Below are 15,033 nucleotides of genomic sequence, written 5' to 3'. Positions count from 1 at the left end.
CTACCAAGATAAAGTCCCTAACGGGACAATTAAAATTGAAAACAATGATCAAATTATTTCGTAACATTCGTCAAAACTTAATTATGGAAAACAAAACATCCAAATATTTTAAATACGCCTTTGACCAAATTGTTTTAGTATTTATAGGTATTTTGATTGCCGAAAACCTTGCCCCAACCCTAAAGCCTACCTGCCGGACAGGCAGGGGTGGGTTTTCTAAAGATAATATGCACAATTTAAGCGTAGACACCAGCCTTTGGCGGGCTAGGGCGAGCGTGGTATAATACCTGAAATATGATCAAACTCTTTAGAAACATCCGCAAAAAACTCCTTTCTCAAAATCGGTTCACTCAATATCTGGCGTATGCCATTGGTGAAATAGTGCTTGTTGTGATAGGTATTTTGATCGCTTTACAAATCAATAATTGGAATGAAAACAGAAAAGAACGCTTCATTGAACAAAAAATTCTTCAAGCAATTAATAACGATTTGAAAACAGATATTGTAGCCATAAATCGAATGTTAGAAACGGAAGCCGCAGCCGTTGCATCCAATCAACAATTAATTACCATTTTAAAGGACAGTGCATCTAATTACCTACCAGAATACAGTAAAAAGTTTAAAGACATTAATAGATACGATCTCTTTTTTCCAAAGAAAATGGGTTACCGAGCCTTAATGTCCAAAGGTCTTGAAATCATCCAAAACGACAACTTAAAATCACAAATTGTTTTCTTGTACGATTTTGAGTATGCCACAACAGCCGAAATGATGGATTTGAAAAAACAAATGTTTTTAGATTCAAATGTCGTTTTTAATGCGTTTTTAGAAACCTTAGAAGACGGTTCCAGAATACCCAATAATTTTAATGAAATTAAAAATTCTGCTTTATTCTTAAATCACCTAACCCATATAACTGCTGAAAAAACCATTTTTATTAATTTCAGTAGAGCAACTCTAAAAGTAATGGAAAACACAAATACAACTATTGAAAAAGAACTCCTCCAATGATAAAACTCTTCCGCAACATCCGAGAAAAACTTATAGATCAAAACAAAGTTAGCAACTACTTCTTCTACGCTATCGGCGAAATCCTCTTGGTGGTCATTGGTATTTTGATTGCCCTACAAATCAATACCTGGAATGAATCTTCAAAAAATAAAAATTATGAAATTTACCTTCTCGCGGAGCTGCGCAACAATTTAATAGAAGATAAGTCTATCATTGATGAGATCATTCAAAAAAGGAGAAAAGCTGCTATTGCCATTAATGGCATACTATCTTACGTGCCTGAGGGCACTATGCATGAAGATAGCATCAGTATCCATCTTGCCTGGGCGTTCACTTTTGAAAGGTATTATCCAATAGGAAATGCCTACGAAATGCTTAAGTTTTCTTCGCTGCAACTCTCCAACAGAGAATTAAGTACCCAGCTCTCCAGATATTATGAATATGAACAGAATAAAGCACAACATAGCATTAAGGATATAGAATCATTTTTCATTAATATTTTTGAAGGTGCACCAAGACTGAAAAGACATTTTAAAATGCTGGATAAAGAAGTAAAGGTTATTGTAAAAGACATTCACGATCCTGCTTTTAAAGATGATTTATTGACCGAATTGATCCCATTTCGAGATAATAATATAGGTACGTTAAAAACACTGTCCTCATTTAGCACAACTAACCTAAAGTTACTAGAAGCTGTAGATCGAGAATTAAATGATCTAAAATAGATTATACTATGTTAAAATTCTTCCGCAACATCCGACAAAAATTGCTTGAACAAGGGAAGACTACCAATCCTTCCTTCGCAAAAGCTTCGGCAGGCACGTACCTTAAATATGGCGTTGGCGAAATTGTGCTTGTGGTAATTGACAGAACCATTTTATGTCCCGTTAGGGACATAAAATGGTTAGAAACAAACAAGGATGCATTACATCTTCGTGCCTTTAGGTACGAAATATAAACACGCAATAATGGCAAACACTTATACACAAATACATATCCAAACCGTTTTTGCGGTGCAAGACAGGCAAAGTCTCATTAAAAATGAATGGAAGGACGAACTGTTTAAGTACATCACGGGCATCATCCAAAACCACGACCATAAAGTATTGCAGATAAACGGAATGCCAGACCATATTCACATTCTTTTTGGGATGCGGCTCACACAATCGCTTTCCGATTTGATGAAGCAAATAAAACAAGATTCTTCAAAATGGATCAACAGCAAAAAAATTGTACCCGGAAAATTTTCGTGGCAATCGGGGTTTGGTGCATTTTCATATTCCAAAGTAGAAGTTCCTTACGTAATTAATTACATCAAAAACCAGGAGCTTCATCATAAATCCAAAACATTTCAAGAGGAATATTTACAATTATTGAAAGAATTCCATATTGAATTTGATGAACGTTATATATTTAAACCAATTGAATGATTTTATCATGTACCTAAAGGCACAAAAACATTTTAACACACCAAAAAGCTACCAATATAAAGTCCCTAACGGGACAAATAAAATTGAAAATCATGTTAAAATTCTTCCGCAACATCCTCAAAAAACTCCTTGAACAAGGCAAGACCGTTGTATGTCCCGTTAGGGACAAAACATGGGTAGAAACAAACAATGAGGCATTACACCCTCGTGCCTTTAGGTACGAGATATATAATGTACCTAAAGGCACAATCAAACAACACCAAACATATTTGCTACCAAGATAAAGTCCCTAACGGGACAATTAAAATTGAAAATCATGTTAAAATTCTTCCGCAACATCCTCAAAAAACTCCTTGAACAAGGCAAAACCGTTGTATGTCCCGTTAGGGACAAAATATGGGTAGCAACAAGCAATGATGCATTACACCCTCGTGCCTTTAGGTACGAGATATATAATGTACCTAAAGGCACAATCAAACAACACCAAACATATTTGCTACCAAGATAAAGTCCCTAACGGGACAATTAAAATAGAAAACAATGATCAAATTCTTTCGTAACATTCGCAAAAAACTCCTTCAGCAAAATAAGGTGACACGCTATTTAGCCTATGCCATTGGAGAAATAATATTAGTCGTCATTGGGATTCTGATTGCCTTGCAAGTGAATACCTGGAATGAGGTTAAGAAAAACAAGGTGTTTGAAAACGAGATTCTAACACAGATCAAGGAAAACCTACTACAGGATAAAAAAGCATTGGTAACGATAGCCGGAAACTTTGAAATGGCGTATAATTCATCTAATAAGCTCATTATAGTAGCGCATAGGAACTCTTTTCCAGACAGTATTCCGTATTGGTTGGGTCATGTGGCACAGTTTGATCGTTTTCAGCCCATAACCAACTCCTACGAGGTACTGAAGTCCAAGGGACTGGATATTGTTTCTGACACCGAATTAAGGCATCAACTGGGCCAGTATTATGACGATAAAATAAATCATACGGTAAAGGCAATGGGGGATATTGAGCTGTCCTTTAACGAAGAATGGTTGCCCCTAATGAGGGATCATATTACCGATTTCAAATTTAAAACGTACGTAAAAGTAACTTCCATGGATCACTTTTTTGAACACACCAATGTAGTCCGGATTTTAATTTTAAACAGGGACAATTATAACGCGGCCCGAAATTATGTAAAAAGCGTTATTGTTCAAATCGATGAACTGGTGGCTTTAATTCCATAAGAAAGGTAATAACCTTATATGAAAACCTTATACGGCATCCGTAAAAAACTTCTTGAACAAGGTAAAACCGTTGTATGTCCCGTTAGGGACAAAACATGGGTAGAAACAAACAATGATGCATTACACCCTCGTGCCTTTAGGTACGAAATATATAATGTACCTAAAGGCACATTCAAACAACACCAAACATATTTGCTACCAAGATAAAGTCCCTAACGGGACAATTAAAATTGAAAATCATGTTAAATTCTTTTCAAAAACCCGACAAAAATCGCTTGAACAAGGGAAAACCGCAAATCCCGCCTTCGCAAAAGCCTTGTTAGGCACGTACCTTAAATATGGCGTTGGCGAAATTGTGCTTGTGGTAATTGACAGAACCATTTTATGTCCCGTTAGGGACAAAACATGGGTAGAAACAAACAATGAGGCATTACACCCTCGTGCCTTTAGGTACGAAATATATAATGTACCCAAAGGCACATGCAAACAACACAATTCCCATTTGCTACCAAGATAAAGTCCATAACGGGACAATTAAAATTGAAAATCATGTTAAATTCTTTTGAAAAATCCGACAAAAATCGCTTGAACAAGGGAAAACCGCAAATCCCGCCTTCGCAAAAACTTCGGTAGGCACGTGCCTTAAATACACCATCTGTGAAATTTTCTTCGCAGTTACCGGGATTTTGATGACCAAGAACCTTGCCCCAACCCTAAAGCCTGCCTGCCGGACAGGCAAGAGCGGGTTTTCTACATTGGAGTTAGGATAGCCTAGGATAGATTTTGACGCCATTTGTAGGTGTAGTACGAGGCAAGATCATACCATCGAACTGGGTTTTTATGTTATGCCTTCGGTAAATAAAAAAGGGGTTTGGGATAGAAATCGCAGTGATTCGTCCTTAATTCAGTTCAAATTTATGTAATTCTGAGTTACTTCGTTTGGAATTTTAGAATGACGTGAATGGCCTAACCCCTCGTCATTACATTATGAGAAAACCAGTTGTATGATCGTAGTAAAACCAAATAAGAATTGGTACCTTGTGCTAAACCAAGGATCTTAGTATAAATAGCACCCCCAAAACAACCATCGGCAGCAAGAATCCTATTTTGACCTAAACACCAATGAAAAAAGAGAAGCAGCAATCAATGATTAACACCTATCGGCAATTTAGGGAAATTGGCTTAAATAACGATGATTCCGGTGTAGTACACCAAATTTTGGATGAGAAGATCACGGGATTTGGAACCGCCATCGATGAAAAGATTCAGGGTATTAATGGAGTTATCGATTTGCTCAAAATTCAAAAGGAACAAACCAAGGGGCTTGCTATTACATGGCATATAGATTCGGTGTCTCAGTTTATTTCTGATGACGAAAATACCGCTGTGTTTTCGGATGATGTGTTTATGAATATAACCACCGCGGACGAAACCCTAACCATGTATATGCGACTCTCTGTGGTTTTACACTACCAAAACAATCAATGGAAGGTGATTCATTGGCATGCATCAAAACCCGAACACGTAGAAAGCGAAAAGGATACCTGGGGCATTGAGAGCTGGAAGCAAAAGGCGGAAGAATTGGAAGCCTTGGTTGCAGAAAAAACGGCGCACCTGATAGAAAAAAACCGGGAACTAGAGGTGGAAGCGGCACTGGAACGGGTCAGGGCCATTACCATGGCCATGCACAGTAGCGCAGATGTGGGCAAGTGTGTCGTTAAGATGTTTAGTGAACTCACTGCTTTAGGTGTGGATGAAGGCACCCGTTTTGGTATCGGCATTCTGAACCATGAAAATGAAAACAATCAGCTTTGGACGGCACGCAAAACCGGAGCAGAAGTCAACATGCATATCGGTTACCTGAAAATGAACTGGCATCCGTTGCTGAAAAGTGCCCGTAAGGCTTGGAAAGCGCAGGTACCCTTCCACAAGTATGTATTGGAAGGGGAAGATTTGCTGAATTACTACCAAATGCTCAATACTGCGCCTGACTATAAAATTCAGATTCCTTTAGAACAATTACCCGAAAGAGAAATACAACACTGTTTCATTTTCGAGCATGGATTTTTTTATGCGTTTAGTCCAGGAGAATTTACACCTGAATTGATTCATATTACCAAGCGGTTCAGCGCACTATTTGAACAAACCTATACCCGCTTCCTGGACCTCCAAAAAGCCGAGGCACAAGCCAGAGAAGCGCAGATTCAACTCGCTTTGGAGCGCGTCCGCGCCCGCACCATGGCCATGCAAAGCAGTGAAGAATTGGCAGAAGTATCCTACCTGCTCAACAAGCAGGTGGTGGACTTGGGGATTCCTACGCGAGGCTGCGCTTTCAACATTTACAACGAGCATGATTCTACCGAATGGTTTAGCAACTTGGAAGGCACGCTACCTGCTTACAAAACCCCAAGGGAAAATATCTTTCTAAAATACTATGAAGCGGGACAACGAGGCGAAACCTTGTGGATTGAGGAGTTTGGAAAGGAACGGATAAAACAGCATTATGATTACCTGCATTCGCTCCGTATTCTTGGGGACGATGAAGAAGTGGTAGAAAAATTACGACAAGTAGATTTCCAGATAGACCATGTAGCCTATTTCAAATACGGATACCTCCTATTCATTACACTCGTCCCCGCACCAGAAGCGCATGAGGTGTTCCAGCGTTTTGCTAAAGAATTTGAGCAGACCTACACCCGCTTTCTCGACCTCCAAAAAGCCGAAGCACAGGCAAGGGAAGCACAGATTGAGGCGGCTTTGGAACGTGTAAGAGCACGATCTATGGGAATGCACAAAAGTGATGATCTGATCGATGTAGTCAGGGAAATCGGAAAAGGAATTCATGAACTGGGTATACAGCTCCACTACTCTCAAATTTATACTGACTATATTTATGACCGGAAAACAGGATTAAATATCTGGCTGGATGTTGAGGGGCAAGATTACCTCGAAAAATTTCATCTGCCCTATATCGACCATACCATCACCTTAAATTATCACAACGCACTGAACGAAGGTCTGGATTATTTCAGTGAGCGCTATTCAAAGGCGGAAAAAGACTCCTATTTCAAGCTGCTGTTTAAATACTCTGACCTCAAAAGAATACCCAAAAAGAGAAAAGAGCTGATCCTCAATGCTTCCGGATGGGCACGATTTACAGTGATCTTAAATGAAGCCACTTTAAATTTTGGCCGATACAACCTGGATGAATTCACAGATGAAGAACACGAGATTTTCATACGATTTGCAACGGTTTTTGGCCAGGCCTACACCCGTTTTCTGGATCTCAAGAAAGCAGAAGAACAGGCACGGGAAGCACAGATTGAAACGGCATTGGAACGAGTCCGATCCCGAACCATGGCCATGCAATCCAGCGATGAATTGGCTGAAGCTGCATCGGAGATGTTCGGTCAAATCGAGGGTCTGGGTCTTAACCCTTGGAGTTGTGGTTTTAATATTTTTAATCATAACAAAACGGTCATTTCACAATGGGTGAGTTCAGGAGATGGAAGACCCATTGAGCCATTTGATACACCTGCCGATAAAGATATTTTTAAACGCTTTACAGCGAAATCAAATACTAGTGAGCCTCTATATATAGAAAAACAAGAGGGTAAAAAATTGGAGGATATGTATAGCTATATGGCCTCCCTCCCTGGACTTGACAAGATATTTGATGAGTTAAAGGTAGCTGGCATAGCGTTACCCAAAAAGCAAGTTAATCACGCCGCTTATTTCAAACAAGGTTATCTGTTGTTCATTACTTATGATGAAACACCTGAGTTTCATTCCATCTTTAAGCGCTTTGCCAAAGTATTCGAACAAACCTATACCCGTTTCCTAGACCTCAAAAAAGCAGAGGCGCAAGCGCGGGAGGCCAAAATAGAAGCAGCCCTTGAAAAAGTACGTTCGCGTACCATGGCGATGCAAAATAGTAACGAATTACCTGAGGCAGCCAACAACCTTTTTCTCCAAGTACAAGAATTGGGCATTCCAGCTTGGAGTGCCGGCTATTGTATTTGGAAAGAAGACCAAAAAAGTGCCACTGCTTTTATGAGTAGCGAAGGGGTTATTCAAAAACCATTTGTACTGCCTACAATTGGGATAGGGTATGATTTTTCTGAACCCTTTAAAAAAGGAGAAGTTTTTCATGTAGAAGAGCTAGGTGGTAAACTCATTCATAAACATTACGAGTTTATGCGCACCCTTCCCATCTTTGGAGAAGTCATCGATGGTATCCTAGAAGCAGGACATCCGCTACCCACTTTTCAAATATTCCATATTTGCTATTTCAAATATGGTTATGTGATGTTTATTACTTATGAAACCGTTCCAAAAGCACACAACATTTTTAAGCGCTTCGCCAAAGTCTTCGAACAAACCTACACCCGTTTCCTAGACCTCAAAAAAGCAGAAGCTCAGGCAAGAGAAGCCCAGATTGAAGCAGCTCTGGAAAAAGTACGATCCAGATCTCTGGCCATGCAAAGTCCCAACGAACTCATCGAAGTGGCGCAATTACTACGAGAAGAAATGGGCGCTTTGGGTGTGGAAGCATTAGAAACCAGTTCTATTTATATTCACGATCAAGAGAACGACACCACACAGTGTTGGTTTACCATCAAAAACGAGAAAGATGGTAAATCTGTTTCCGATCAAATGACTATTGATTTAAAGGCCACATGGGTAGGTAGAAAAATGCAATCGTTTTACAAATCATCATCACCAAGTACTTCTATTGTGATGACAGGAAAGCATCGCGTAGAATGGATACAATATTGCGAAAAACAATCAACACATTTTTCAACCAGTAAATTTTATGGTGACACCATCCCAACCCGTACTTATCACCTCAACAAATTTTCTGATGGCTTTATAGGCGCTGCCGCTCCCGGGGACATTTCAGAAGAAAGCTGGGACCTGTTAAAGAGAGCTACGGCAGTATTTTCATTTGCCTACACCCGTTTTCGCGATTTGCAAAACGCTGAAATGCGTGCCCGTGAAGCCCAAATTGAAATGGCACTTGAAAAGGTAAGATCCAGAACCATGACCATGGCACACAGTTCTGAATTGGCAGATACCTCTGTCATTGTTTTTAAAGAACTCTTAAATTTGGGCATTGCCCCTAATCGTTTATTTATTGGAATTATTAAAGACAAGGGTAAGGCTATTGAAGCATGGGCCACTAATGAAGATGGCAGTAAAATTGAAAAACATTTTCAACTCTATCCTTCAGAAAACAAATCCATTCAAAAGATGGTTGATGCCTGGAAACAAGAAAAAAAATCTACCATTATTGACATGAGCGGTAAAGAACTCAAAGACTATTTTTATTATTTAAACACGGTCATGCAGATACCATTTATTCATGGTTTACAGCAAAAAAGACGCGTTCAGACCATTGCTTATTTTTCGGGAGGTTTAATTGGCATGGCGGCACCCGAAGAACAACCCCAAGAAACCATAGACCTATTAGAGCGGTTTGCCGCGGTATTTAATTTAACCTATACGCGTTTTAACGATTTAAAAATTGCAGAAAAACAAGCGGTACAAGCCGAAAAAGACTTGATAGCCATTAAACAAGCCCGGGAAAAAGCCGAAGCTGCACTTAAAGAACTGCAAGCCACCCAATCCCAACTTGTACAACAGGAAAAGCTCGCCTCACTTGGCCAACTTACCGCCGGCATCGCCCACGAAATAAAGAACCCCCTGAACTTTGTTACTAATTTTTCAGACCTCAGCAGAGAACTGATCGATGAGGTTTTTGAGGCTCTCGATGAGCCCAACAATCCGGAAAACTCCGATGAAATTAGGGAGTTGCTCACTGTAGTAAAATCCAATCTCGAAAAAATATACCAACACGGCACTCGTGCCGATAGCATCGTAAAATCCATGTTGCAGCATAGTCGGGGCGGAAGTGGAAAAATGGAACCCACAGATTTGAATGCACTGGTACAGGAATACGTTAATCTGGCATTCCACGGCATGCGGGCCGGAAAAAAGCCCATCAATGTAGCCATAGACCTGCAACTGGATCCAAACATTGCAAAGATATCCCTCATCGGTGAAGATTTCAGCCGAGTGATCCTTAATCTTTGCAACAATGCCTTTGACGCCATGCGCACTCATGGGGATAGATGTCGGGAGATGGGTACAGCGTATAACGCACAACTCAAGGTTTGCACAACCTCTGAAAACGGCTTAATTCGGATTAAAGTGACGGATAATGGTTGCGGCATCCCGGACGACATCAAAGACAAAATCCTGCAACCCTTCTTCACTACCAAAAAAGGCACGGAAGGAACTGGACTTGGGTTAAGTATTACCCACGATATAGTAAAAGCGCATGGGGGGTCGCTAACCGTAATTTCGTTAGAAGGAAAGGGATCTGAATTTTCATTGACTTTACCAGCTTTGGCGTAACAAATAAAGAGTTAAAAAGAGGGTTAAAAACACATTTATGATAAGAAAAAAACAATTAACATCAAGCGATACGGGACAGACGAATACTATCAATTCTGCATTCTCTTTTAATCATTCGCTTTTTACCTTAGTATTAATCTTCACCATTTTAATTCTATCTGTACCCTGTAGCGCACAGATAGAAAACGACCTTAAAGTTCCCAAATTATTAAGTGAGGCTCCAGTGCTGCGTTTTGAGAAATTGGGTGTCCAAGATGGACTAACCCAAGGAGACGTGAGCAGCATCTTTCAGGATAAAAAAGGATTTATCTGGATAGGTACGCAAACTGGGTTGCACCGGTATGATGGACATGAATTCAAGGTGTTTACTTCCAGTCCGTTCGATTCTACTTCCATAGTATCTGGTGCTATAAATTCCATTAATGAATCGCAAAATGGTGATCTTTGGGTGGCTACCACCGGCGGTCTTAATCGCTTGAATCCAGCCACTGGTAAAGCTGTTCATTATCAATATGATCAGGATAATCCTACCAGCATTTCTACAAATAATGCCAAGAAAGTAGTTGAAGGCAGTAATGGGGATCTCTGGGTAAGTTCATATGGTTCTGGGCTAAATCGCATGCGGATGGGCGAAGAAGGAGTGTTCACAAGATATCTGCATAAGCCTGAAGAGCCTGCTTCCATTCTTTCAGATGTAGTCTTAGATATAAAAGAAGACCAGAACGGTTATATCTGGGCAGGAACGCCCAATGGGCTGAGTAGAATTGACCCTAAATCTAATTCAATTGAAAATTATTTACACGTTTCAGGGCGAGCCAGCTTTCAGGGAGATTCGTTGGTTATAAACGCGCTTCACATCCCAGATGATGGTCAAGAAATCATGTGGTTAGGGACCAGTTACGGACTCGTTCGTTTTAACCGAAAAACTAAGAAATACCAGCGATTTCTTATCCAACCCGAGGAAAAAGTCGAAAATCAAAGAAATTCATTTCATGATATCGCTCCAGATCCAAATGACCCAAACGTTCTTTGGCTCGTGAGAGGCAGGCTTGGTGGTATTGCACGTTTTGATATGCGAACCGAACAATTCACCAATTATGTTCACAATCCCGAGGACAATAATAGTTTGAGTTCAAATTCTATTTATACCCTATTTTTAGATCGTTCGGGAATGATGTGGGCAGGAACAACCTTAAAGGGTGTTAATAAATTCAATCCCGGGGCTGTGAATTTTAAACATTTAAAAAACATCCCTGATAATCCTTCGAGCCTGGCTCCGGGATTTGTCTGGGGTATCTATGAAGATAGTGAAGGCTCCTTATGGGTAGCAACTGTTGAAGACCCCTTTTATTTGACGCAATTTGACGCTAATAGTGATAAAATTACCCGGTATTCTCATGACCCTAATGATCCCAATACACTTCTTAACAGGAGATTTAATGTTTTTGCAGAAGACGACCAAGGAGGGTTCTGGGTAGGCGGATCGGGTGGTCTTAACCTGCTTAATCGTACTACCGGAAAAGTGAAACGCTTTCTTCGTGATACACCTGAAGAAAACACAGGCCGTGATAATATTTGGGCACTGGAACCAATGGTGAGAGATTCGAGTAAGCTTTATGTAGGTAGTGCAGGAGGGCTACATTTGCTGGATACACGCAACGGTGTCTTTTCACCTATTCCACTCACAGATAATACTACAGATCAGGCGCCAAGGGTTTATTCTCTTTTGCAAGACACCCAGGGGTCGCTTTGGGTTAGTACTTCCATTGGTTTAGTAGAATTTACTGCATCCGGAGAAAGAAAACTTAAGTCAGTCCACAATGTAAAAGATACCACTTCAATTAGTAGTAACAGGATGCAATGCATACTTGAACGGAGGAAAGAGCCTGGTATTCTATGGTTAGCGAGTTATCAATCTGGGTTAGATCGGCTTGATGTCAGCACCGGTCTAGTATCTCATTTAACGATGGAAAACGGACTTCCTGATAATATTATTTACGGCATTCTTGAAGATGATCAAGGTACACTTTGGATGAGTACAAACAATGGTATTTCTAATTATAATCCGGATACTAAACAGATAAGGAACTATGGTTTTAGTGAAGGATTATTGGCACTTGAATATAATCAGTTCTCCTTTGCCAAAGGAAAAGATGGTAGGATGTATTTTGGTAATGTAGAAGGCGTCACCGTATTTACACCGGCACAACTTATTACAAATGAAAGACCCCCTCAAGTTGTTATTTCCGATGTTAAACTGTTTAATAAATCTATTACGTCTGGTGTCGAGGTACCTTATCTGAACCCATCTCCTAACAGGGAAAGACTTACCCTTGAATATGATGAGAATGAATTGACCATTGACTTTGTGGCGCTACATTTCGGCAATCCTGAAAAAAACCAGTATGCCTACCAATTGGAAGGCTTTGATGCTAACTGGATTGACGCAGGCAACAAACGATCTGCTACCTACACAAATTTACCGCATGGTAATTTCACGTTTAAGGTGAGAGCGGCAAATGCCGATGGGGTATGGAACCAAGAAGGGGCTTCTTTTTTGCTGACGGTCTTGCCTCCTTGGTACCGAACATGGTGGGCATACTCCATATTTGGATTGCTATTTATTACAGGAATTTATGCTGTAGGTCAAATTCAACGGACAAGATTGTTACAAAAAGAGCGGAAAAGAACTCAGGAAAAGGAATTGGCACAGGCCCGAGAAATAGAGAAGGCTTATAATCAACTCAAATCGACCCAAGCCCAACTCATCCAATCCGAAAAAATGGCAAGCCTTGGAGAACTCACAGCAGGTATTGCCCACGAGATACAAAACCCCTTAAACTTCGTCAACAACTTTAGTGAAGTAAGTAATGAATTGATTGACGAAATGAACGAAGAATTAGATAAAGGTGATTTTGAAGAAGCAAAGGCTATCTCTTTGGATATCAAACAAAACCTGGAAAAAATAAACCATCATGGTAAACGCGCCGATAATATCGTGAAAGGAATGCTGCAACACAGCAGAAATAGCAGTGGCAAAAAAGAACCTACGGACATCAATGCCTTAGCGGATGAGTATTTACGCCTCGCCTACCACGGACTCAGAGCCAAAGACAAATCCTTCAATGCAACCTTACTCACCGATTTTGATGAATCACTGGAAAAAGTTGAAATTATTCCACAAGATATCGGAAGGGTTATTCTTAATCTCATTACTAACGGCTTCTACGCAGTTAACGAAAAAAAGAAACAACAACCGGAAAATTATGAACCCACAGTTACGGTACGCACCAAAAAATTAAATAATAAGTTATATATTTCTGTGAAAGACAACGGCATGGGGATTCCGGAGGCAATTCAGAAAAAAATATTTCAACCGTTCTTTACTACCAAACCCACCGGACAGGGAACCGGTTTAGGATTGAGTATGAGCTATGATATTATTACCAAAGGTCATAATGGCGAGTTAAAAGTGGAGACGAGGGAAGGAGAGGGTAGTGAGTTTTTAATTGTATTGCCTATGTGATGAATATAGATGTTCCCTGCCTACGGCACTCGTTCATAGTTCGGTTTCGTTGTGCCACGGATAAAAATCCGTGGTTACAAAATACGCCGAGCCTAACGGCTCTAAAATGGGAACGGGGACATCAAATAAAGAGGCAGCGCCTCGACCAATATTGTAACAACGGACTTCAGTCCGTTGTACAAGCGAAACAACAAAACGGAGAGCCGGAGGCTCGGAACATATAAATCAAGGAAAATGGAAAATACCTAACTGTAATGTTCGGGGAGGCACAAAAAGAGGCAGCGCCTCGGTCAATGTCATAGCAACGGACTTTAGTTCGTTGAAAAAGAAAAACAACGAAATACAGAGCCGTAGGCTCGACCAATAGTGTAACAGCGGACTTCAGTCCGTCGGAAGAAGGCAAAGAGTACAAAAAAGAGCCGTAGGCTCGCAACATATAAACCACTGGAAACGAGGAATGAAAATTACTATAGTGTTCTTATAATACATATGAATATAGATGTTCCCTGCCTACGGCACTCGTTCATAGTTCGGTTTGTTTGTGCCACGGATAAAAATCCGTGGTTACAAAATACACCGAGCCTAGCGGCTCTAAAATAGGAACGGGGACATCAAACAAAGAGGCAGCGCCTCGACTAATAGTGTAACAACGGACTTCAGTCCGTTGTACAAGCGAAACAACAAAAAGGAGAGCCGGAGGCTCGGAACATATAAATCAAGGAAAATGGAAAATACCGACCTGTAATGTTCGGGGAGGTACAAAAAGAGGCAGTGTCTCGGTCAATGTCATAGCAACCGACTTCAGTCCGTTGAAAAAGAAAAACAACGAAATAAAGAGCCGTAGGCTCGACCAATAGTGTAACAGCGGACTTCAGTCCGTTGGAAGAAGGTAAAGAGTACAAATAAGAGCCGTAGGCTCGTAACATATAAACCACCGGAAACGAAGGATGATGCTAAATATATTGTTATTATTATGGGTATGAATAAAGATGTTCCGTGCCTACGGCACTCGTTTACAGGTAGATTGTTTGTTATGCCACGGATAAAAATCCGTGGTTACAAAATACACCGAGCCTAGCGGCTCTAAAATAGGAACGAGAAGATTTAGAAACACAAAAAAGAGAGGCAGTGTCTCGGTCAATGTCATAGCAACCGACTTCAGTCCGTTGAAAAAGAAAAACAACGAAATAAAGAGCCGTAGGCTCGACCAATATTATAACAGCGGACTTCAGTCCGTTGGAAGAAGGCAAAGAGTACAAATAAGAGTCGTAGGCTCGCAACATATAAACCACTGGAAACGAGGAATGAAAATTACTATAGTGTTCTTATAATACATATGAATGTAGATGTACCCTGCCTACGGCACTCGTTCATAGTTCGGTTTCGTTGTGCCACGGATAAAAA

At 40.4% G+C, this 15,033-nt stretch carries 9 protein-coding genes; all 9 read left to right on the top strand.

Features of this window, described 5'->3' with window-relative positions; translation table 11 throughout:
- Window positions 1–83 precede the first annotated feature (83 nt).
- The 9 genes from U1E44_RS08155 (at window position 84) to U1E44_RS08115 (ending at window position 13,629) form a co-directional block, all read left to right on the top strand.
- Window positions 84–284 (top strand): hypothetical protein, encoded by a 201-nt coding sequence (locus tag U1E44_RS08155; RefSeq protein WP_322930575.1) that lies wholly within the window; start codon window positions 84–86, stop codon window positions 282–284.
- 10 nt (window positions 285–294) lie between these two features.
- The gene (locus U1E44_RS08150; protein WP_322930574.1) at window positions 295–1,011 is read left to right on the top strand and encodes a DUF6090 family protein; all 717 of its coding nucleotides are present in this window, start codon (window positions 295–297) and stop codon (window positions 1,009–1,011) included.
- A complete protein-coding gene (locus U1E44_RS08145; RefSeq protein ID WP_322930573.1) occupies window positions 1,008–1,736 on the top strand; it encodes a DUF6090 family protein in 729 nt (242 codons plus the stop codon). The genes U1E44_RS08150 and U1E44_RS08145 overlap by 4 nt, the downstream gene beginning before the upstream one ends.
- Window positions 1,737–1,744: 8 nt before the next feature.
- On the top strand, window positions 1,745–1,969 hold the full coding sequence (locus U1E44_RS08140; RefSeq protein WP_322930572.1) for a hypothetical protein: 225 nt from the start codon (window positions 1,745–1,747) through the stop codon (window positions 1,967–1,969).
- Between the two features lie 10 nt (window positions 1,970–1,979).
- Window positions 1,980–2,441, top strand: coding sequence for an IS200/IS605 family transposase (tnpA, locus tag U1E44_RS08135; RefSeq protein ID WP_322930571.1), 462 nt, complete (start codon window positions 1,980–1,982; stop codon window positions 2,439–2,441).
- A 540-nt stretch (window positions 2,442–2,981) separates the two neighbouring features.
- Window positions 2,982–3,683 (top strand): DUF6090 family protein, encoded by a 702-nt coding sequence (locus U1E44_RS08130; RefSeq protein WP_322930570.1) that lies wholly within the window; start codon window positions 2,982–2,984, stop codon window positions 3,681–3,683.
- Window positions 3,684–3,795: 112 nt separating this feature from the next.
- Window positions 3,796–4,200, top strand: coding sequence for a hypothetical protein (locus U1E44_RS08125; RefSeq protein ID WP_322930569.1), 405 nt, complete (start codon window positions 3,796–3,798; stop codon window positions 4,198–4,200).
- 605 nt (window positions 4,201–4,805) lie between these two features.
- Window positions 4,806–10,103: an ATP-binding protein gene (locus tag U1E44_RS08120; protein ID WP_322930568.1), complete on the top strand. Its 5,298-nt coding sequence runs from the start codon at window positions 4,806–4,808 to the stop codon at window positions 10,101–10,103.
- Between the two features lie 37 nt (window positions 10,104–10,140).
- Window positions 10,141–13,629 (top strand): two-component regulator propeller domain-containing protein, encoded by a 3,489-nt coding sequence (locus U1E44_RS08115; RefSeq protein ID WP_322930567.1) that lies wholly within the window; start codon window positions 10,141–10,143, stop codon window positions 13,627–13,629.
- Window positions 13,630–15,033 lie beyond the last annotated feature (1,404 nt).

This window comes from Aurantibrevibacter litoralis (genome assembly GCF_034651555.1).
GTDB classification, from domain to species: domain Bacteria; phylum Bacteroidota; class Bacteroidia; order Flavobacteriales; family Flavobacteriaceae; genus Aurantibrevibacter; species Aurantibrevibacter litoralis.
The sequence above is the reverse complement of the archived record's forward strand: the minus strand, read 5'-3'. Positions and strand labels throughout refer to the sequence as shown.

Excerpts from the sequence above, each read along its gene's own strand:
- U1E44_RS08120 (WP_322930568.1), top strand. The coding sequence starts at position 4,806 with ATGAAAAAAGAGAAGCAGCAATCAATGATTAACACCTATCGGCAATTT.
- U1E44_RS08155 (WP_322930575.1), top strand. The coding sequence starts at position 84 with ATGGAAAACAAAACATCCAAATATTTTAAATACGCCTTTGACCAAATT.
- U1E44_RS08145 (WP_322930573.1), top strand. The coding sequence starts at position 1,008 with ATGATAAAACTCTTCCGCAACATCCGAGAAAAACTTATAGATCAAAAC.
- U1E44_RS08125 (WP_322930569.1), top strand. The coding sequence starts at position 3,796 with ATGATGCATTACACCCTCGTGCCTTTAGGTACGAAATATATAATGTAC.
- U1E44_RS08140 (WP_322930572.1), top strand. The coding sequence starts at position 1,745 with ATGTTAAAATTCTTCCGCAACATCCGACAAAAATTGCTTGAACAAGGG.
- U1E44_RS08130 (WP_322930570.1), top strand. The coding sequence starts at position 2,982 with ATGATCAAATTCTTTCGTAACATTCGCAAAAAACTCCTTCAGCAAAAT.
- U1E44_RS08115 (WP_322930567.1), top strand. The coding sequence starts at position 10,141 with ATGATAAGAAAAAAACAATTAACATCAAGCGATACGGGACAGACGAAT.
- U1E44_RS08150 (WP_322930574.1), top strand. The coding sequence starts at position 295 with ATGATCAAACTCTTTAGAAACATCCGCAAAAAACTCCTTTCTCAAAAT.
- tnpA (WP_322930571.1), top strand. The coding sequence starts at position 1,980 with ATGGCAAACACTTATACACAAATACATATCCAAACCGTTTTTGCGGTG.